Genomic DNA, 19,247 nt, shown 5'->3' with positions numbered 1-19,247 from the left:
CGCACAAAAGGGAGACTTCCATGCGCGTCTATTACGATCGGGATGCCGATCTCAACATCATCAAATCCAAGAAGGTCGCGATCGTCGGCTATGGCTCGCAGGGCCATGCGCACACGCTGAACCTGCGCGATTCCGGCGTGAAGGACATCGTCGTGGCGCTGCGTCCGAACTCCCCTTCGGCCAAGAAGGCCGAGGGCGAGGGCCTCAAGGTCATGTCCGTCGCCGATGCCGCCAAGTGGGCCGACGTCATCATGATGTTGACCCCTGATGAACTGCAGGCCGACATCTACAAGAAGGACATCGAGCCCAACATTCGTGACGGCGCCGCGATTGCCTTCGCGCACGGCCTCAACGTGCACTTCAACCTGATCGAGCCCAAGAAGACCGTCGACGTGATCATGATCGCGCCGAAGGGCCCGGGCCACACCGTGCGCGGCGAATACCAGAAGGGCGGCGGCGTGCCGTGCCTGATCGCCGTCCATCAGGACGCCTCGGGCAATGCCCAGGACATCGCGCTGGCCTACGCCTCGGGCGTCGGCGGCGGCCGTTCGGGCATCATCGAGACCAACTTCCGCGAGGAATGTGAGACCGATCTGTTCGGTGAGCAGGTCGTGCTCTGCGGCGGCCTGGTCGAACTGATCCGCGCCGGTTTCGAGACGCTGGTGGAAGCCGGCTACGCTCCGGAAATGGCCTATTTTGAGTGCCTGCACGAAGTGAAGCTGATCGTCGACCTGATCTACCAGGGTGGCATCGCCAACATGAACTACTCGATCTCGAACACCGCCGAGTGGGGCGAGTACGTCTCGGGTCCGCGCATCATCACCTCGGAGACCAAGGCCGAGATGAAGCGCGTCCTCAAGGACATCCAGTCCGGCAAGTTCACCTCCGAGTGGATGCAGGAATACAAGGGCGGCGCTTCGCGCTTCAAGGCGACCCGTCGCCTCGCCGACGAGCATCAGATCGAGGAAGTCGGCGAGAAGCTCCGCGGCATGATGCCGTGGATCAAGGCCGGCGCCCTGGTCGACAAGGCCAAGAACTAAGCAATCCAAGTATCCTTCGCAGGATGTATGCGCAGAGGGGCCTCCGGGCCCCTTTGTCGTTTCTGGGTGTTTGACCGAGGAACAGCCCAGCCACGATGTCATCCCTGCGAAAGCAGGGAGCCATTCATCCACTTGCGCTGGGGGCCCCTGCTTTCGCTGGGATGACGGCCGGTGGGGCGGGCAGAAGAGCTAGCGACGACGTGCGGCCCTGTTGGATCTACCGGCTGGTGTCCGTGGCCATGCGAATGGCGAGCAAGCCGAGCACCGTGCCCATCAGCCAGCGCTGCAGGCGGGCCCAGAACGGCCGGCCGGTGAGGAACAACGCCACCGTCCCCGCAGTGATGATGAAGGTCGCATTGACCGTCATGCTCACCGCAATCTGTGTTGCACCAAGCACCAAGGTCTGGCCGAGCACATTGCCGGCCGATTTGTCGATGAACTGCGGCAGCAGCGACAGATAGAGCGCCGCAACCTTGGGGTTCAAGAGGCTGGTGAACAGTCCCATCGCATAGAGCCGCTTCGGCGAATCCGGCGCCAGTGCGCGCAGCTCGAACGGCGAATGCCCGCCGGGCCGCAGCGCATTCCAGGCCAGCCAACCGAGGTAAAGCGCCCCGGCGATGCGGATCGCGTCATAGGCGAACGGCACCGCGAACAGCAGGGCAGTCAGGCCGAGTGCTGCCGCGAGCATGTAGATGATGAAGCCCGTAGCAACGCCGAGCAGCGAAATCAGCCCGGCGGCACGACCCTGCGCTATCGAGCGCGAGACCAGATAGGCCATGTTCGGGCCGGGTGCGATGACCATGGCGAACGCGACGCCGGCGAAGCCGAGAAGGGTGGTGAACGAGGGCACGATGGATCCACGATTGGCTATGCACCTCCATGCCACGGCCTATGAACTTGTGCCAGCGCCGCCTACGGCTTGCCATCGCCCTTCCCGATGCGCTCCCGGGTAAGCAGTTCGAGCAGGCCGACCAGCCGGGTGATGTCCTCCTGTCGGAGCAGGTCGATCTTTTCGTGCAGCGCCTCGATATCGAGTTCGGCCCGCAGGTTCACGTCGTAATCGAGTTGCGCCTTCTGGCGGTCGATGTCGGACTGTCGGTTCTGCGCCATCATCAGGATGGGGGCGGTGAAGGCGGCCTGGAAGCTCAGCACCAGATTGAGCAGGATGAACGGGTAGGGGTCCCAGTGCTGGATCCAGGCGACGACGTTCAAGACGATCCACAGCACCAGGATCGCCGACTGCGCCATGATGAAACGCCACGAGCCGACGATGGCCGCGATGCGGTCGGCCAGATACTCGCCATAGGTGCGCGGCAGCACGATCGGCTTGGCGTGCCTGAGGGTGAAGGCCCGCGCGGCCTCGGCCGTCGGATGGTGGGGTTTTGGATCGCTCATCTGTCGCCTCGTCGGCCAGTTCCGACGACAGGTGTAGCAGTTTCGCCTCGACGCTCCGAGTATCGTGCGGACCATCGGGCTGCTGCGGCCGGACGCTTGTGAGCCGGGGCTAGCGCCGCCGTGGCGCAAGACGGCGCTCCAGAAACAAGAAGGGCTCCGGCGGTGTCGCTCGGAGCCCTTCAGTTTGGTATATCGCCTAGTGCGAGGTCACTCATGGCCGCGGGAAGGCGTGCTGTGATGGCGGCCGGCGCGCATTGCGGCGAGGTCGCCGCGAGTGAGGCCGATATCACGCAGCAGATGGTCGTCGAACTTCATCAGGTCGGTGAAGACCCGCTTACGCTCTGCACGACGGAACATGGACGTCAGGCTGAAAGCCATTTTGTCATCTCGTCAGTTTGGGTGGTGCCGGGATCGGCGGAGCGGGCTTATGCCCACAAGGCGATGAATGCCTGATGAACCGTTTTGGCCCTGGAGCGCTTTCAGGAAAAGTTGCACACTTTTCCGGTTCGAAAGCGCGCCAAACCAACCCTAGCGGGACTTGCGGCCGAACCAGGTCTTCTGCTTCCTGAGGTCTGCGCGCGTCAGCCCGATATCGGCCAGCAGGCGGTCTTCGATCTGCTGGTTGGGCGTACGGGAACGCAGGTGGTCGGATAGCAGCAGCAGCTCGGGGATCATGGTTCGATTTCCTTGTCTGGGTGCCGGCTCGTCCGGCGTTGCGGCGCTCAATGACAAAGGCCGGTTGAACCGGTTCTGAACGAAGGATTCAGGGAGAGACCAATGTCTGAGATCGCGTTGCCGGTATTCCCGGTGGAAGGCGGCTGCGTCTGCGGCGCGGTGCGCTATCGGATCACCGGCGCGCCACTTGCGGTCTACAACTGCCACTGCCGCGACTGCCAGCGCCTGAGCGGCGCCACGCACTCCATGTCGATGCCGATCGCGCGCGAGCGGCTCGAGCATCTGCGCGGCGAACTGGTCGCGTACGACAAGCCGGCCGACAGCGGCCGGACCGTACGGATGCTCGGTTGCGCCAACTGTGGCACCAAGCTCTGGAACGAACCGTTGGCTTCGCCCGCGATGTCCGTGGTCAAGCCCGGTACCCTAGACGATCCCAGCTGGGCCATCCCGATCGGCAACATCTGGATCGCCAGCCGGTTGCCATGGGCAGTGATCGACGAGTTGCAGGTCAACTTCCCTGGCCAGCCCCTCGACCGCCAGCCGCTCTATGACGCCTGGAGCGCGGCGACGGCCTAGCGCATCCGCAGGAGCCAGCCCTGCCGCTCGCGATGCGCATGCAGCAGCAGCGCTGTGAGGAACAATGAGACCCCGAAGATCTCAAGGGTTTCCTCGAGCACGACTATCGCCACGTATTGCGGTGCATTGACGCCACCCGCTTCGAACACCGGACCTCCGAGCATCTCCAGCCCGACGGCCCCAAGAACATACACTGCGCCAGAGGCGAGAAACAAAGCCCGCGAGGCACCCGGCAGCCGGACGATGAACCTCGCCAGCAGAACGGCCACGAACACCAGCACCGGCAGGGCGACCAACACCCAGCCGAAGGCGAAAAATCCGGTCGTGTGAAGTGCGTCCTTCAGCTTGCTGCCGATGGTCTCGTGGATCGTCGCTATTTCATCGACGGACATGAACATGAAGCCAATGGCCAGCACCAACCACCCCATCCACTGCTTGGACCTCGCCGCAATGGCGTGCCATGCCTCAAGAAACAGAAGCACGCTGCACAACAACAGCTGCATCGATGAGTACCAGGTGGGAATAGTCGCTTCGTCGTCGAGGCGTAGGAGCTTGAGGGAGAAGTCTTGGCTTGGCATGCCCGAGGCGAAGGCAAGGAGCTCCCTGATCACACCGCCTGTAATGATTGCGACGCTGGCGCACCAGATCAACAGAACGGCGCCGTAGAGTGGAATGGCGGTATCTGTAGGTGAGGTCGAGTGTTCGTCCGGTGTTCGCCCTGTGCTTGCTGTGGTCATCACGGCACCAATCCTTTGATAGTCAACGACTACGATGACGGCGGGTGGTGGTCAAATGGCAGGTTTTTTGGTGGCAGGTATTCTGCGTGATGAATGACCTGCGGTTTTGCCTTCTGCCTCAACCCGTCCCTGCTGAGAGCGGCTTGCCGCCACGCCACACCGTTGGCTATACCGCCCGCAACCACAGGGAGCGGACGGCATGGCTACGGCAGACGACATCGCCAAGATCATCGAGCAGGAGCGGGGGCTCGAGTTCAGCGAGTTCAACGAGAACGTAGCGTTCTCGATCGGCGTAAGGGTGCGGGAGCGCGCCTTGCGCGAGAGGCTCGGGCTGGTGGTTGACGTTCGCACCTGGGATCGGCAGATGTTCTACGCCGCCATGCCCGGGACCACAGCCGACAACCCGAACTGGGTGCGCCGCAAGATCAACACCGTGCAGCGCCTGCTCAAGTCGAGCTATCGCGTGGCGCTGGAGCAGAACCGCGAAGATCGGTTGTTCGCTCCGAATCGAGCGCTCGACGGTGCGGACTTCGTCCTCGCCGGCGGCGCTTTTCCGATCCGCATGAAGGGCTTCGGTCCCATCGGCTGTGTCACCATTTCCGGACTGCACGAGCGCGATGACCACCAGGTTGGAGTGGACGCCGTGGCCGAGGAACTCGGGCTCGACAAGGCGGCTTTCGCGCTCGCCAAGATTTAGTTCGAGGCGTCGCGGAGGCGGCTTGACACTGTGGACGGGGCTGCCGCAACTGCTGCCCGGTTGCGGAGCCCGATCATGAAACTCAACTACGTGCTGCTTGATGTCTTCACCACCGAGCGGCTGCAGGGCAATCCCCTGGCCGTCGTGCTCAAGGCCGACGGTTTGCTCGACGATCGGATGCAGGCAATCGCTGCCGAGTTCAATCTGTCCGAGACGGTGTTCATCCAGAAGGCACAGTCCGAGCGCCACGCCGCGGCCGTGCGCATCTTCACTCCGACCGTGGAGCTCCCATTCGCCGGGCACCCGACCGTGGGCGCCGCTGTCGTGCTCGGATTGCAGAATCGCAGTACCGCCGTGCGGCTCGAGGAGAAGGTCGGCGTCATCACCTGCGTGATCGAGCGCGTCGAAAAGGACGTCGGGCTCGCTCGGTTTGCGCTGCCCCGGCTGCCCGAGGAGGTTGGCAAGGCGCCATCCGCAGAAGCCATTGCTGCCACGCTCGGGCTCGACGCTGGCGATATCGGCTGCGGTCCTTACCAGCCGGCCCTGTTCTCGGCCGGTGTGCCGTACTATTTGCTACCGGTCCGCGATGCGGCGGCGCTGAAGCGTGTCCGCCTCGAGCGGCGCGGCTGGGATCAGACCTATCCGGAGGGACGCGGCTCCATCTACGTCTTCACCCAGACGCCGGAAGAACGCGGCAACGACTTCGCGGCGCGCATGTTTTCTCCCGGCATGGGCCACGTAGAGGATCCGGCGACCGGCTCGGCCGCGGCTGCGCTTATCGGCCTGGTGGCGCGCTACGCCGATAATGGCCAGCACGAGTACCGCCTGCGGCAGGGGCACGAGATGGGCCGCCCCAGCCTCATCATGCTGCAATTGCGGAAGGACGAGGACAAGCTCACTCATGGCGGCATCGGCGGTCACGCTGTGATCGTCGGGGAAGGGACGCTCAACCTCGGGGATTAGCGCCTTACAAATATCAGGTGACAGACTTGCAATTCTGTCAGTCGTTGGCCACATGAGCAGTCTCACCACAAGGAGACTGGTCATGGATCATCGTACGCTTGGAACATCGGGCCCCGTCGTTTCCGCCCTCGGCCTTGGCGCCATGGGGATGTCGGGCGCCTATGGGCCGTCCGATCGCAGCGAGAGCATCGCCACCGTGCATGCCGCGCTCGAGGCCGGCGTCACTCTGCTCGACACCGGCGATTTCTACGGCATGGGCCATAACGAGATGCTGCTCGGCGAGGCGTTAAAGGGCCGGCGCGACAACGCCGTGCTCAGCGTCAAGTTCGGCGCGCAGCGCGGCCCGGACGGGCAGTGGTTCGGCTTCGATGGCCGGCCGTCAGCGGTGAAGACCGCGCTCGCCTACACGCTCGAGCGCCTTGGCGTCGAGCACATCGACATCTACCGGCCGGCGCGGCTCGATCCGAACGTGCCGATCGAAGAGACGGTCGGTGCCGTCAAGGACATGATCGACGCTGGCTATGTTCGCCACCTCGGTCTCTCCGAGGTCGGGCCGGAGACGATCCGCCGCGCCAATGCGGTGCACCCGGTGGTCGACCTGCAGATCGAGTACTCGCTGATCTCGCGCAATCTCGAGCGGGCGATCCTGCCGGTGACGCGGGAACTCGGTATCGGCATCACCGCTTATGGCGTGTTGTCGCGCGGCCTGATCAGTGGCCACTGGAGCAAGGATGGTCTCGCGGCCGGCGATTTCCGCGGTCACAGTCCGCGTTTCAGCGCCGAGAATGTCGATCACAACCTGCAACTGGTCGAAAGGCTGCGCGATATCGCAGCCGGCAAGGGCATCAGCGTCGCTCAGCTGGCGATCGCCTGGGTGCTGGCGCAGGGTGGGGACATCGTCCCGGTGATCGGTGCACGCCGCCGGGATCGGTTGACCGAAGCGCTTGGTGCGCTCGATGTGGTGTTGACGGAGGCCGATCTGTCGGCCATCGAAGGAGCGGTGCCACCGAACGCCGCGCGCGGTGAGCGCTACCTGCCGGCGCAGATGGCAATGCTCGACAGCGAGCGAACTGGAGCCTGATGAACGAGGTCTTGACCCGCGAACGCATTCTCGAGGCGGCGGAACAGGTGTTTCGCCGCTTTGGTCCGCATAAGACCACGGTGGTCGACGTGGCGCGGCTGCTCGGGGTCAGCCACGGCAGCGTCTATCGGCATTTCGACAGCAAGATTGCGCTGCGCGACGCAGTGGTCGAGGGCTGGTTGAAGCGCACGTCGGATCCCCTCGCGGCTATCGCGAATTCCGGGGAGGCGCCGGCGAAGCGGCTGCGGCTATGGTTCAGCACGCTGCTCAAGCTGAAGCGCGAGAAGGTCACGGGCGATCCGGAACTGTTCTCGGTATCGCGCACCATCTTCGCCGAAGCGAGTGAGGTGGTGGCCCGGCACGTCGACAACCTCGTGGGCCAACTGGAGACCATTCTCAGGGACGGTATCGCGAGCGGCGATTTCCGGCCGGTCGACCCGCATGCCACCGCGCAGGCCATGTTCGACGCCACCGCCCGCTTCCATGACCCCGCCCATGGTGCGGAGTGGAGCGCGCCGGACGTCGACGCCGGTTTCGACCGCGTCTATGCGCTCATCACCGCCGGCATAGGGGCATAGGTCTCGCACACCTGCTGCCTGCGATCGGTATTCACAATTGCACCGCGTCACCCGCCGGTGCTAGTGCGGCGCAGCCAACTCAGCTAGCCTTGCCGAGGGCATTTGGAGGGCTAAGCCGTGTACGTTGTCACGCTACTGATCTTCTTCATTCACATCGTCGCTTTCATCGCCGGCGGCGCCAATCTGGTGCTGATGCCGATCGCCGGGGCCAAGCTGCCGACGGCCACGCCGGAGCAGCGCGGCCTCTTGTTCTCGATCATCGAGGGGTTCGCCAAGGTCGGCAAATACGCCTTCGCTACGCTGCTGGTCACCGGCATCGTGACGCTGTGGCTGAAGTGGAACTGGGTTGTCCCCAACGCCTGGTTCTGGGTCAAGATGCTGGGCATCCTCGGGATGATCGTGTTCATCAGCCTCAACGAGGTGAACCGCAAGAAAGCCACCCAGGGCGATGCCGAAGCCGGCAAGCGTTCGAAGATGTTCGGCCAGTTGACCGGCATCGCCTTCCTTGTCGTGGTGTTCTCCGCCGTATTCGCCTTCAACTGAGGTTACCTTGGTCGTCGCCTTTTCGCTTCTGCTTATCGCGCACCTCGTCGGTCTCATGCTGGTGGCGGCGGCCTTCCTGCCGCTACTCGGCATGATGGGGCAGGGTGGGGTGGCGCCCCAGACCAATCGGTTGCTCACCCGTTTCGGGCACTACGGCATCATCGTGCTGTTGCTCAGCGGGCCATTGATGATCTGGGTCCGCTACGGCAGCCTCGACGGCGTCAGCCACTGGTTCTGGGCCAAGATGGCGTTCGTCGTGCTCCTGGCCGCCGGCGTTGTCATGTCGGCGGTCTCGGCACGCAAGATGCGCGCCGGCGATTCGTCGGCCACAGCGCGGGTGCGGTTGGGCCGCATCGTCGCCGTCGCGTCGCTGCTGGCGATCGTGGTGTTCGCCGTCCTGGCGTTCAACTGATGCCTCGGCTCGATCACATCAATATCGACGTGTCGGACGGCGCCTGGATGGTGCGGTTCTTCGCCGAGGTGCTTGGCGCTGAGGATGGCTTTCGTCCGCCGTTCGACTTTCCCGGCCATTGGATCTACGTCGATGGTCACCCCGCCATTCACTTGAACGTCACGCCCAGAGAGCGCGATTTCCCGCGCGGCATGGTCAATCACGTGGCCTTCGGGGTCTACGAGTTCGAGCCGACCAGAGCCCGCATTGAGGCGGCCGGGTGGCCATACCGGGTTACCAGCATCCCCAGTTCCGAGATCGGGCAGTTCTTCGTCGATGGTCCGGAAGGGCTGCTGCTCGAGGTGCAGTTTCGCCGTGATCGGCCGGCGGGCGGGTAGGGCCGCTTCATCTTCCGTTATCCGCTGCTGCGCAAAGGCTTGCGCAAGCGCGGGAATTCGCGCAGTATTTGCTTCGTAGCTAGTTTTGGTCTGACGAATGCAGCGCAACCGCGCCATTGCCATAGCCGCCGCCCAGCAGAAGGCTCGTGAGAGCCGGCTGATGATTGCGGCCGCTCTGCTGCTGCTTCCGGCCGCCCTGCTTCTCCTTCTTATCAGCCCCTGATAGCCGACAGCTCGCTAGCGAGCGGGTGGTCAGGGGAGCGCGCAGAATCACCGAACAACGATTTGTCCGGTCGCGACGGTTTTCGAACCCCGGCCGTTTGATAGGAAAACAGCAATGAGCACCCAGGCAGCGGCAGCGAGCAACAAAGCAAGCTCTTCCAACAAGGACCGCGTCTTCATCTTCGATACGACGTTGCGTGACGGCGAGCAGAGCCCTGGCGCGACCATGACGCTGGAGGAGAAACTCCAGGTCGCCGAGGCCCTCGACGAGATGGGCGTCGACATCATCGAGGCCGGTTTCCCCATTGCCAGCAATGGTGATTTCGAAGCTGTGGTGGCCGTTGCCAAGCAGGTGAAGAACTCGGTGGTCGCCGGCCTCGCACGCGCCATCCCGGGCGACATCGCCCGCGCCGGCGAAGCGGTGCGCCACGCCAGGCAGGGCCGCATCCACACTTTCGTTTCCACTTCGCCGATCCATCTGGCCCACCAGATGAAGAAGACCGAAGAGCAGGTGCTGGAGATCATCTCGGCCACCGTGGCGCAGGCCCGCAACCTCATCGACAATGTCGAGTGGAGCGCGATGGACGCGACCCGCACCCCGATCGATTACCTGGCACGCTGCGTCGAGCTCGCCATCAAGGCCGGCGCAACCACCATCAACCTGCCCGATACGGTCGGCTACGCCATCCCGGCCGAGCACGAGGCGATGTTCCGCTCGATCATCGAGCGGGTTCCGGGCGCCGACAAGGTGATCTTCTCGGCCCATTGCCACAACGATCTCGGCCTCGCCGTCGCCAACTCGCTGGCCGCCGTCCGGGGCGGTGCGCGACAGATCGAGTGCACCATCAACGGGCTGGGCGAGCGTGCCGGCAACGCGGCGCTCGAGGAAGTGGTGATGGCGCTGCGCACGCGTGGCGACGCCATGCCCTATGACACCGAGATCGACTCGACCCATTTGAGCCGCGCCAGCAGGATCGTCTCGGCGGCAGCCAATTTCCCGGTACAATACAACAAGGCGATCGTCGGCAAGAATGCCTTCGCACACGAGAGCGGCATCCACCAGGATGGCATGCTGAAGAACGCGCAGACCTATGAGATCATGACGCCGGCCTCGGTCGGCATCAAGGAAACCACCCTGGTGATGGGTAAGCACTCGGGTCGCGCCGCCTTCAAGGATAAGTTGAAGGAACTGGGCTACGACCTTGGCGATAATGCCTTCCAGGAAGCATTTGTCCGCTTCAAGGATCTGGCTGACCGCAAGAAGCACGTCTACGACGCCGACATCGTGGCGCTGGTCGATGACGAAGCCGGGTCGGTCGATGATCGCATCAAGCTGGTGGATATGGAGGTGATCTCCAAGACCGGCGGCGTGCACCATTGCGACCTCGTCATCACCATAGACGGCGTCGAGGTGAAGGCCTCGTTCGACGGCACTGGCTCGGTGGATGCGATCTTCAACGCCATCAAGCAGGCCGTGGGCAAGGATCCGCATCTGGTGCTCTATGCCATCGACGGCGTCACAGGCGGCACCGACGCGCAGGCGAGCGCCCATGTGCGGCTCGAAATGAACGGCCGAATCGTCTCCGGCAACGCCGCCGAGCCTGACACCCTCGTCGCCTCGGCCCGCGCCTACATCAACGCCTATAACCGCCTGCTGCTCGAACGCGGCGCGGCGGCGCAGGGCGCCACGGAAGCCGCAGCGGCAAGCTGATCCGCGCCGCCGCCGACACCTTCGGAGCCGCCCTCGGGGCGGCTCTTTCTCATCGGGCCCCTCGGAGCCGCCTCTCGGGCGGCTCTTTTCTGATCGGAACAAGGAAGGCGACGAATGACCTACGAACTGCGGGAGCTGGCTTCACCTGCGGATTGGGAGGCGATGCATCGGATCCGGCTCGAAGTGCTGTTCACCGAGGAACGTCATCCCGGGCTCGTCTACGACCGAGCGCATCCGCACGATACGGAGCCGACGCACAGCAAGTTCATACTCATCAACGACGGTGTTCCGATCGGCACGGCTCGGCTCGATCCGCGTGGCGAAGGCGGCATCGTCCGCCTGGTCGCGATCGTGGCGCAGCTGCAGCGGCAGGGACACGGTTCGGTGCTCGAGGCCTTGCTCATCGATTTCGCCAGGGCGCGCGGCATGAAGCGGCTGTGGCTCAACGCCGCCCGCGACGCCGTCGGCTTCTACCAGAAGCTCGGCTGGACGGCTGAAGTTTGGGACGAGGAAGAGCTTGCGACTTTCGCCCGCAACTGCGTGCAGATGACTAGGCCGATCGGCTAGGCTGTGCCGACTCGAACAGCTGGAGCCTACATGCTGCGAGAACTCCGGGGTGGGCTTACCGCCCTGGCCCTGGTGGTTGCCGGTGTGCTGTTCGCCGTGAGCGTTGACCTCGGGATTCCGGGCCAGGCCCTGCTGCAGTCGCTGCGTTTCCACATCGCCGCGGCGCTGCTCGGCCTGGCGGTGCTGTTGTTCATCGGCGGCGCCTGGCGTCGAGCTTGGGTCTTGGCGCTCGTCTTCGCGATCAGTGCCGGGCAGGGCGTGGCGATCATCTACCATCAGCAGGAGCCGCGCATCGCGCTTGCCGCCACTCAGAGCAAGCCGCTGCTCAAGCTGCTGAGCTTCAACCTGCTGTCGAACAACCAGAACGGCGAGAACATCGCCCGCTTCATCGCAGGGTCGGACGCTGATGTGGCCGTGCTGATGGAGGCGGCGCCGATCGCCAGCCACGTTGAAATCCTGCGCGCGGCCTATCCATACTTCGTCGGCTGCGGCGACGGTTCACGCTGCGGTGGCGTGGTGATCCTGTCGCGGACGCCGCTTGGCGATATCACCGTGCAGTCGATGAGCGGGGCGTGGCAGAATCGCCTGGTGACCGCCAGCACGACGATCGACGGGCAAAAGCTCAATATCGTCGCGGCACACTTGGTGAAGCCCTATTTCGATGACTTTGCCGCCGAGGAGTTTGCCAAGCTCGGCGCGGTCATCGGCCGGCTCGACGGCCCGCTGGTGCTGGCCGGCGATTTCAACGCTGCAGCCTGGTCCGCCAGCATCGACGGGCTGCTCCGCCGGCGGAGCCTGGTGCCCGGCCCGTCTTACCCCGCCACCTGGCCGGTCCGTCTCGGCCCGCTGGGCGTCCCGATCGACAACATCTTCACCCGGGCGCCGCTGATGATCACCGAGGTGAACGCGCTGGACGACGCCATGGGCTCCAACCACCGCGGGCTGTTGGCCGAGATCGCGCTGGCCGGAAACGAGCTGCCGCAATGACCCATCATCGCACCGTGACTTGCCAGATCAGGCATTTCGAGTGCATCTCCAGGGCTCAGCTTTGCGGGGGCAGGCATGAGGTGGCGGGACTTTCGGCGCAGCGCGCTCGAGCGGGTGCGACAGGCAGGTCGCTTGGGGCGCTGGTGGCTTTTCGGTCTGTGGGGCTTCGCTCGACCGCAGCGCTTGCGTTTTCGCCCTCCACCGTGGCGGCGTCCCTCGCCACTGCCTGCGCAGCCAGCGACCATCACCGTCCCCGTCGCCCGCCCCGTGGTCTACGGGAGTGTGCTCCCTGAAAAGTTCGACGACTTGCCGACCCACGCGAGCGGCGGGGAGCCCGGCGTCACGATTGCCGACGATGTTGTGCTTGTACCCGGACACCTGTTCGTGGACCGACGAACTGCTGTCGTGTTGCCGCAGAGCCGGGGCGTGATCATCGATCAGAAGGCGCTCAGCGGGCTGAGGTCGCGCCCACCTCGAGCGTTTCGATCTCCGGCTGAAGCCGAAGAAGTCTTCGTGGTGGACTGCTACTTCACCGACAACTATGGCCACAACTTACTTGAGGCTTTGACGCGGCTTATGCTGCTCGACAAGGTTCCTGCTGGCATCGAGATTGCGACCTCCATTCCGAAGTCGGCGACCGTCAGTGCGCTATTCGAGGGACTGGGCGTCGCCCAGTCGCGCGTTCGCTACTATCGCGAACCGCTGTTCTGCCGCAGGGCGTACCTGCCCGACCGGCTTGTCTACCTTGAGCAGTTCATCAACCCGCTGGCGCGCGACGTGTTCGCTCGGCTGGCCGCGCTTGGAAGCGCGTCACGGGGCGAGCGCGCCGAACGCATCTTCATATCCCGCTCGCGGCTACGCCGACGTCGTCTCATAAATGAGGTCGAGATCGAGGCGCTGTTCGAGCGGTATCGCTTTCGCATCGTCCATCCGGAGACGCTGCCGGTCGAGGCCCAGATTGCCTTGTTCAGCGAAGCCAAGATGATTGCCGGGCTGGGTGGGGCCGCTATGCACAGCACCGTGTTCAGTCGTCCCGAAACCAGGATACTGATGGTCAGCTCAAGGGCATGGTTCATGCGTACCGACGTGCTGATCAATGAGCGCGAGGGCCAGCTTGGCTATGTGTTCGGCGAGCCGGAGGGCGTCGCTAGTGGCTTTGGAGACTGGGATTGGCGCGTCGATCCTGCTGCGGTCGAGGCCGCGATCGTCGCCCACTTTGGACTCTGAGGCGCCACCAGCCCGAATAAATCCTTCGGGTCTTCGAGATCCGGGATCAGGTCGATGTCACGGTTGTCGGCCTGGCTCAGGTCGCGGACGTGGCGGAGCGCCGAGAAATCCTCGATGGCGAAGCCGACCGAGTCGAACAGCGTGACTTCCCCGGCCGAGCGACGTCCGGGCGCCTTGCCGGCAAGTACCTGCCAAAGCTCGGTGACCGCGAAGGCCGCCGGCAGTTGCTGGATCTCTCCCTCGATCCGGGTCTGCGGCGTGTACTCGGTGAACACCGCGGCATTGGCGACGATATCGGGGTGGAGCTCGGTCTTGCCCGGACAGTCGCCGCCGATGGCGTTGAGATGCATGCCGGGTACCACGAGGTCCGGCGTCAGCACCTGTGCCTGTGTCTTGTCGGCAGTGCAGGTGGTGATGATGTCTGCGCCGCCCACGGCTTCCGCGACAGAACTGGCCCGGATGATGCGTAGGCCGCTGGTGGCGAGGTTGAGGCAGAACTTGTCCATCGCCTCGGCGTCGATATCGAACAGCCGCACTTCCTCGATTCCCAGCAGCGCCTTGAAGGCGAGGGCCTGGAATTCCGACTGCGCGCCGGCGCCGATTAGGGCCAGTACCCGGCTATCCGCTCGAGCCAGGGCGCGCGCCGCGACAGCAGAGGTCGCCGCGGTGCGGAGCGCAGTGAGGATGGTCATTTCCGACACCAGAACCGGATATCCCGTTGCCACATCAGCGAGAACCCCGAAGGCGGTGACGGTCAGCCTGCCGGCCGCCGTGTTGCCGGGGTGCCCGTTGACGAACTTCATGGCGTAGAGCTCGCCATCGGAGGCCGGCATCAGCTCGATCACGCCGTTGCGGCTGTGGCTGGCAAGGCGCGCGGCTTTCTCGAAACTCTCCCAGCGGCGGAAATCGGCCTCGATGTAACCGGCGAGACCGGTGAGGAAGGGCTCGATACCGGTACGCCGGAGCAGGGCGCGGATGTCGCTGGTGCCGATGAACTGGGTCATTTGGGCCTCTTACTTTGGGAAGCAGTCAGGCTTCGGTCGGGTGTCAGGCTGTCGCTAAGTCACGAAGGTCCGGCGCCCGCGGCATTGGCGAACCTTCGCCGAACAGGCGGGCGGCGAGGTCGACCATCAGATCGGCGCTCCCGCCATGGCGGTCGAGAATGGGGTTGAGTTCGACCAGGTCGAGCGAACCGACGCGGCCGCTGCGGTGCAGCATGTCCATCACCAACTGACCCTCGGCGAGCGTCAGGCCGCCGGGCACTGTAGTGCCGACACCGGGTGCGAGACTCGGGTCCATGGCATCGACGTCGAGCGACAGATGCAGGTGGCCGTTCGCGGCCTCGACGCGGTCGAGGAAGCGACGGAGCGGGGCGGCGACGCCAGCGACGCGGACAACGTCCATGTCCACCACTTGCACGCCGCGTTCGTCAATCAGCTGAGCCTCTTCGCAGTCGAGCGCGCGGGCGCCAAGGATCATGACGTTGTCCGGATCGACAGGTGCGAACCAGCTGTCGTCATTGGAAAAGCCCGGCTCGCCGCAGAGGCGCGCCAGCGACATGCCATGGATATTGCCGGTCTCGGTGGTGGCCCAGGTGTTGAAATCGCCATGCGCATCGAACCACAGCACGAACAGCGGCCGGCCGGCGTCGCGGCAATGCCGGGCGACACCGGCGACCGAACCCATGGAGATCGAGTGATCGCCGCCGAGGAATACCGGCCGAGCACCGTTCTCGAGGCTGCGATAGCCGGCCTGGCTGGCGCCTGCCGCGAGGGCCTCGATCTCCGCCGCGGGCGACAGCCTGCGGTCCACATTGACGTCGCCGAGGTCGGCCACGGCATAGCCGAGGCTGGCCAGCCGCTCCGCCAATCCCGCCGTACGCAGGTCGTCGGGCCCGAGCGCGGCGCCGCGGCATGATGCGCCGGCGTCGGTCGGCACCCCGATCAGGTCGATGCGGTTGCCGGTAGAAGGGCGGCGGGCGCGGGCGTCGTGGAGCATCTCGGGATCCTCGATAGCGATGGTTCCCATTATGTGGGGGCTGAGCGATGCTGACGAAAAGCCGAACAAGTGATAAGAATGCGCAGTGCACTGTACAAAATGCGAGCCACAAGTGACGAATGGTACAGCCAGCCTTGATGATCTTGACTACCGTCTGATCGCCTTGCTGCGCACCGACGGACGGATGGCCGTCGCCAAGCTGGCATCGCAGCTCGGCGTTTCGCGAGCCACGGTGACGGCGCGGATGGAACGGTTGGAGCGATCCGGCGCCATCGCCGGGTACACTGTGGTGGTGCAGACCCAGGGGCGCGCCGATGCAGTGCGCGCCGTTACCATGGTCGAGGTCGACGGCAAGAACTCCGAGCAGATCATCCGCCGCCTTGCCGGCTTTCCGGAAATCCGCAGGCTCTACACCACCAATGGCCGATGGGACGTGGTGGCCGAAACAGAGACGCCGACGCTTCGTGAGTTCGACGAGTTGCTGCGCAAGGTCCGCCAGATTGACGGTATCGCCAATACCGAGACGAGCATCCTGCTGGGAACGCGGAAGGAACTGGGCTGAGAGGCGCCTCGGTAATGGTGGCGCCTGCGCGTGTGGGTGACATCCCCGGGCAGGGATGTCACGAGGCAGCGCGCCAGCCTCATCCTAACGGATCGTCAGCGGCGCCAGCGCACGGCTGAGGCTGGCCTCGCCCATGCCGAAGGTCGCCGCGTTGTAGTTGAGCAGCGTGTCCTTGCGCGCCGTGTTCAGCAGCTGGTTGGTGATCTGGGTCGGTGTCGCCGTGGTGAACTTGCTGCCCAGGATCGAGGCGTAGCCCGAAATGATCGGCGCGGCGAACGACGTGCCGGCGAGACCGGTCTTGCTGCTCTCGACCCCGACCACCAGGAAGTGGCTCTGCACCGCGGTGTTGGTACCGGCCTTGTTCGAATAGGAAGCAAGGCTGGCGGGCTTCGCCAGGGTGCCATTGGTGGTGAGCGCCCCGACATAGAGCGCCGACGGCGCGCCGACCAGTGCGAGGTTCAGGAAGTCCTTGTTGCCGGCCGCGTTGGTCGATCCGATGGCGATGCCGTCATTGCCCGCAGCTTTGACAACCACCGCCTTGCCGTACTTGGCATAACTGATGATCGAGGATTCCTGCGCACTCCATCCCAGCTGGCCGAGGCTGTAGGTGCCCTTGGCATACATGCCATAGCTGAGGTTGAGTACGTTGAGGCCGCTCGCAAGCGGAACTGTCGTGCCGGAATAGAAGCTCTGCGATTTGATCGTCGCCAGCGGCGCGATCATGCTGGCTTCCAGCCGGGTCCATTCGCCGTGCCGGTAGAGCAGCGAACCGGTTCCGAGGTTGCCGGTGAACTTCGATCCGCTGGTGAAATCGTCGACGATGGTGATGGTGGTCTTCTGGCCTTTGTAGCCCTTGGTCCACGCGTCGGCGATGTCGGGGCTCATCCAGCTCCTGAGCACCGGCGAGGTGGTCTGGGCGATGGAGGTGGAAGCCCCGCCCAACAGGGCAAGACCGGCGATGGCTGTGACTACGAGAGACTTGAGACGGGAAGTCATGGCGTGCACTCCTGTACGCTAGAAACTGGCGCTGTAGCTGAGCGAAATGTGGAGCCGGTTGGGTTCGGCATGGGCGAGGTACTGCAGCGTTTCCTCGGGGGCGAGGAACGTTGCGGCGAGCCGGCAGTTGACGGTCTGGATGCCGCCGATGTCGCCGTAGTCGCCCTCGCAGGGCTGTTCGTTGAGATCACCCCAGGCGACCGCCCGCACGGTGAGCGACAGCACTGAGTTGGCGGCCGGATGAGCCTGGGCGACGAAGCCGATGCGAATGCTGGGATCGATCGTGTATTTCTCGCCCCGCTCGCCGGTGCTGAAGCCCCAGAGCAGGCCGAAGTCGTCACCGAACTGCGTCAACAGGTCGACGCGGGTATCTGGCCAGTCGCTGTGATACCAGCCGGCAAACGACACCGGAGTGCCGTCGGAAAGCTCGTAGCCAGACACCCGACTGTTCACCGAGGCGTCGTACCATCCGTCGGCGAGGCTTGTCGCGGTCGCGGACAGCTCCGAGTCCTGCGCCATGTCGATCAGGTGGATCGCGACGCCTTGCTCCTGGGCGACCACGGGCGAGAACCATGTCGCGAGCAGCACAGCAGCGAGAACCAGACCGGCGGCGATTCCGCCCTGCCAATGCTCCCGCCCGCGCAAGCCTTTTCGTCGATCAACCTCAGCGAGCGCTCTGCCCATGAGATGGCCCCATTATCGAGCCGCCAATAGAGCGCAGTTTCGCTAAGGAAGTGTTCGGAACCAGAACTAAATAAGTGTAATCAGCCGGCGTCGCGCAGCGCGCGGGGCAGTTCCGCCGCCACGACATCGAGCTCCTCCGGTCGCCCGACGCTGATGCGGATGTGGCGATCGAGCCCGGGTGCCGTTGGTTTACGCACGAACACGCCGCGGGCTTCCAGCGCCCTCAGCACCCGCATGGCGTAGTCCCCGTCTCGGCCGCAATCGACAGCGACGAAGTTGGTGGCGGAGGGCACCGGGGTGAGGCCATTCTCAGTTGCGATGGCGCAAACCCGCTCTCGTCCGGCAGCGACGCTCGCCACTACATGCGCGAGCCAGTCCTGGTCCGCCAGCGCGGCCATCGCAGCAACCTGGCTCAGCCGGGTGACGCCGAAGTGGTTGCGCACCTTGTCGAAGGCCTTGATGAAGTTGGCTTCGCCGATGGCATAGCCGACCCGCATGCCGGCGAGCCCATAGGCCTTGGAGAAGGTGCGGGTACGGATCAGGTTGGGACGGGCGATGTCGAGCGCGGGCAGGGTGCCCGCGGGGGCCGTCTCGCAATAGGCCTCGTCGAGCAGGATCAGCGTCTCCTCCGGGACCTCGGCGATGAAGCGTTCGATCTCGGAGGCGCCCCACCATGTGCCCATCGGATTGTCGGGGTTGGAGAGGTAGATCACTTTCGCCCGCTCGCGCCGGGCCGCCTCGGCGAGGTCGCCCAGGTCCTCGTGGTGACCGGCATACGGCACTGCGACGATCCGGCCGCCGAAGCCGGCCACGTGATAGTTGAAGGTCGGATACGCCCCGAGCGAGGTCACCGCGACATCATCGTGCCCAGTGATCAGCCTGGCGATCAACCCATGCAGCCCGTCGATGCCTTCGCCGACCGCGACATTGACGGTGGGGATGCCGAGATGCGCAGCGAGCGCCGCCTTCAGCTCATGCACCTCGGGGTCGCCGTACATCCACACCTCGCTCGCTGCCCCAGCGATTGCGTCGATCACCTTCGGCGAGGGGCCAAAGCCGCTCTCGTTGGCCCCGACCCGCGCTCGGAATGGCACACCGGTCCGCCGCTCCAGTGCTTCGGGACCGGTGAACGGCACGGTGGAGGGCAGGGACTGGGCAAGGGGGGTAAGGATGGGGCGCATGGTGCGGCGAACTTATCCTGACCTGAGCGCGCTGCAAC

At 64.6% G+C, this 19,247-nt stretch carries 25 protein-coding genes; 15 read left to right on the top strand and 10 right to left on the bottom strand.

The features are described 5' to 3' along the window. Positions 1 to 20 precede the first annotated feature (20 nt). Positions 21 to 1,040 (top strand): ketol-acid reductoisomerase, encoded by a 1,020-nt coding sequence (gene ilvC / locus AC1ROK_RS10900; protein ID WP_492846707.1) that lies wholly within the window; start codon positions 21 to 23, stop codon positions 1,038 to 1,040. Positions 1,041 to 1,257: 217 nt separating this feature from the next. Here the strand turns inward: ilvC and AC1ROK_RS10895 are convergent, their stop codons facing one another. The 4 genes from AC1ROK_RS10895 to AC1ROK_RS10880 form a co-directional block, all read right to left on the bottom strand. Beyond that, complete coding sequence (locus tag AC1ROK_RS10895; RefSeq protein WP_492846705.1) at positions 1,258 to 1,890, bottom strand: LysE family translocator; 633 nt, start codon at positions 1,888 to 1,890, stop codon at positions 1,258 to 1,260. Positions 1,891 to 1,952: 62 nt separating this feature from the next. Beyond that, positions 1,953 to 2,435 carry a DUF1003 domain-containing protein gene (locus tag AC1ROK_RS10890; RefSeq protein ID WP_492846703.1) on the bottom strand — a complete coding sequence of 161 codons (483 nt, stop codon included), beginning with the start codon at positions 2,433 to 2,435 and terminating at the stop codon, positions 1,953 to 1,955. Positions 2,436 to 2,642: 207 nt separating this feature from the next. After that, entirely contained in the window at positions 2,643 to 2,813 is a 171-nt protein-coding gene (locus tag AC1ROK_RS10885) for a YjiS-like domain-containing protein (protein WP_082528055.1), read from the bottom strand. A 150-nt stretch (positions 2,814 to 2,963) separates the two neighbouring features. After that, complete coding sequence (locus AC1ROK_RS10880) at positions 2,964 to 3,110, bottom strand: hypothetical protein (RefSeq protein ID WP_492846701.1); 147 nt, start codon at positions 3,108 to 3,110, stop codon at positions 2,964 to 2,966. Positions 3,111 to 3,212: 102 nt separating this feature from the next. Between AC1ROK_RS10880 and AC1ROK_RS10875 the strand changes: the two genes are divergently transcribed. Continuing rightward, the gene (locus AC1ROK_RS10875; protein ID WP_492846699.1) at positions 3,213 to 3,686 is read left to right on the top strand and encodes a GFA family protein; all 474 of its coding nucleotides are present in this window, start codon (positions 3,213 to 3,215) and stop codon (positions 3,684 to 3,686) included. On the opposite strand, the gene AC1ROK_RS10870 is transcribed toward AC1ROK_RS10875, so the two are convergent. After that, positions 3,683 to 4,423, bottom strand: a complete 741-nt coding sequence (locus AC1ROK_RS10870; RefSeq protein ID WP_492846697.1) for a DUF8692 domain-containing protein — start codon at positions 4,421 to 4,423, stop codon at positions 3,683 to 3,685. The genes AC1ROK_RS10875 and AC1ROK_RS10870 overlap by 4 nt on opposite strands. 199 nt (positions 4,424 to 4,622) lie before the next feature. Between AC1ROK_RS10870 and AC1ROK_RS10865 the strand changes: the two genes are divergently transcribed. The 12 genes from AC1ROK_RS10865 (at position 4,623) to AC1ROK_RS10810 (ending at position 13,788) form a co-directional block, all read left to right on the top strand. Continuing rightward, the gene (locus AC1ROK_RS10865; protein ID WP_492846695.1) at positions 4,623 to 5,120 is read left to right on the top strand and encodes a heme-degrading domain-containing protein; all 498 of its coding nucleotides are present in this window, start codon (positions 4,623 to 4,625) and stop codon (positions 5,118 to 5,120) included. Between the two features lie 75 nt (positions 5,121 to 5,195). Further along, entirely contained in the window at positions 5,196 to 6,083 is an 888-nt protein-coding gene (locus tag AC1ROK_RS10860) for a PhzF family phenazine biosynthesis protein (protein ID WP_492846693.1), read from the top strand. A gap of 82 nt (positions 6,084 to 6,165) precedes the next feature. After that, positions 6,166 to 7,164: an aldo/keto reductase gene (locus tag AC1ROK_RS10855; RefSeq protein ID WP_492846691.1), complete on the top strand. Its 999-nt coding sequence runs from the start codon at positions 6,166 to 6,168 to the stop codon at positions 7,162 to 7,164. Next, positions 7,164 to 7,742 carry a TetR/AcrR family transcriptional regulator gene (locus AC1ROK_RS10850; RefSeq protein WP_492846689.1) on the top strand — a complete coding sequence of 193 codons (579 nt, stop codon included), beginning with the start codon at positions 7,164 to 7,166 and terminating at the stop codon, positions 7,740 to 7,742. The genes AC1ROK_RS10855 and AC1ROK_RS10850 overlap by 1 nt, the downstream gene beginning before the upstream one ends. 117 nt (positions 7,743 to 7,859) lie before the next feature. Further along, positions 7,860 to 8,285 (top strand): hypothetical protein, encoded by a 426-nt coding sequence (locus tag AC1ROK_RS10845; RefSeq protein ID WP_492846687.1) that lies wholly within the window; start codon positions 7,860 to 7,862, stop codon positions 8,283 to 8,285. 7 nt (positions 8,286 to 8,292) lie between these two features. Further along, a complete protein-coding gene (locus AC1ROK_RS10840) occupies positions 8,293 to 8,697 on the top strand; it encodes a hypothetical protein (RefSeq protein ID WP_492846685.1) in 405 nt (134 codons plus the stop codon). Beyond that, complete coding sequence (locus AC1ROK_RS10835) at positions 8,697 to 9,074, top strand: VOC family protein (RefSeq protein WP_492846683.1); 378 nt, start codon at positions 8,697 to 8,699, stop codon at positions 9,072 to 9,074. Before AC1ROK_RS10840 ends, AC1ROK_RS10835 begins: the two co-directional genes overlap by 1 nt. Before the next feature lie 97 nt (positions 9,075 to 9,171). After that, positions 9,172 to 9,297, top strand: coding sequence for a hypothetical protein (locus AC1ROK_RS10830; protein WP_274532685.1), 126 nt, complete (start codon positions 9,172 to 9,174; stop codon positions 9,295 to 9,297). A gap of 114 nt (positions 9,298 to 9,411) precedes the next feature. Further along, positions 9,412 to 11,007, top strand: coding sequence for a 2-isopropylmalate synthase (locus AC1ROK_RS10825; protein ID WP_492846679.1), 1,596 nt, complete (start codon positions 9,412 to 9,414; stop codon positions 11,005 to 11,007). A gap of 114 nt (positions 11,008 to 11,121) precedes the next feature. Further along, positions 11,122 to 11,574 (top strand): GNAT family N-acetyltransferase, encoded by a 453-nt coding sequence (locus tag AC1ROK_RS10820; RefSeq protein ID WP_492846677.1) that lies wholly within the window; start codon positions 11,122 to 11,124, stop codon positions 11,572 to 11,574. Positions 11,575 to 11,604: 30 nt separating this feature from the next. After that, positions 11,605 to 12,561 (top strand): endonuclease/exonuclease/phosphatase family protein, encoded by a 957-nt coding sequence (locus AC1ROK_RS10815; protein ID WP_492846675.1) that lies wholly within the window; start codon positions 11,605 to 11,607, stop codon positions 12,559 to 12,561. Positions 12,562 to 12,843: 282 nt separating this feature from the next. Continuing rightward, positions 12,844 to 13,788, top strand: a complete 945-nt coding sequence (locus AC1ROK_RS10810) for a glycosyltransferase family 61 protein (protein WP_492846674.1) — start codon at positions 12,844 to 12,846, stop codon at positions 13,786 to 13,788. Here the strand turns inward: AC1ROK_RS10810 and ocd are convergent. Together ocd and rocF are read right to left on the bottom strand one after the other, a co-directional pair. After that, positions 13,680 to 14,792, bottom strand: coding sequence for an ornithine cyclodeaminase (gene ocd / locus AC1ROK_RS10805; protein ID WP_492846672.1), 1,113 nt, complete (start codon positions 14,790 to 14,792; stop codon positions 13,680 to 13,682). The two genes, AC1ROK_RS10810 and ocd, sit on opposite strands and share 109 nt — an antisense overlap. Before the next feature lie 43 nt (positions 14,793 to 14,835). Next, positions 14,836 to 15,786 (bottom strand): arginase, encoded by a 951-nt coding sequence (gene rocF / locus AC1ROK_RS10800; protein ID WP_492846670.1) that lies wholly within the window; start codon positions 15,784 to 15,786, stop codon positions 14,836 to 14,838. A 112-nt stretch (positions 15,787 to 15,898) separates the two neighbouring features. On the opposite strand from rocF, the gene AC1ROK_RS10795 reads away from it, so the two are divergent. Next, a complete protein-coding gene (locus tag AC1ROK_RS10795) occupies positions 15,899 to 16,348 on the top strand; it encodes an Lrp/AsnC family transcriptional regulator (RefSeq protein ID WP_492846668.1) in 450 nt (149 codons plus the stop codon). 84 nt (positions 16,349 to 16,432) lie between these two features. Here the strand turns inward: AC1ROK_RS10795 and AC1ROK_RS10790 are convergent, their stop codons facing one another. The 3 genes from AC1ROK_RS10790 to AC1ROK_RS10780 all read right to left on the bottom strand — a co-directional run bounded on the left by AC1ROK_RS10790 (position 16,433) and on the right by AC1ROK_RS10780 (position 19,209). Further along, positions 16,433 to 17,344 carry a S8/S53 family peptidase gene (locus AC1ROK_RS10790; protein ID WP_492846666.1) on the bottom strand — a complete coding sequence of 304 codons (912 nt, stop codon included), beginning with the start codon at positions 17,342 to 17,344 and terminating at the stop codon, positions 16,433 to 16,435. 18 nt (positions 17,345 to 17,362) lie between these two features. Beyond that, positions 17,363 to 17,989 (bottom strand): hypothetical protein, encoded by a 627-nt coding sequence (locus AC1ROK_RS10785; RefSeq protein WP_492846665.1) that lies wholly within the window; start codon positions 17,987 to 17,989, stop codon positions 17,363 to 17,365. Between the two features lie 119 nt (positions 17,990 to 18,108). Next, positions 18,109 to 19,209, bottom strand: a complete 1,101-nt coding sequence (locus tag AC1ROK_RS10780; protein WP_492846663.1) for a pyridoxal phosphate-dependent aminotransferase — start codon at positions 19,207 to 19,209, stop codon at positions 18,109 to 18,111. Between the last annotated feature and the right edge of the window lie 38 nt (positions 19,210 to 19,247).

The sequence above is a fragment of the Devosia sp. GW821-FHT12F11 genome, from assembly GCF_058806655.1.
This window is presented reverse-complemented; position numbering and strand designations above follow the sequence as displayed.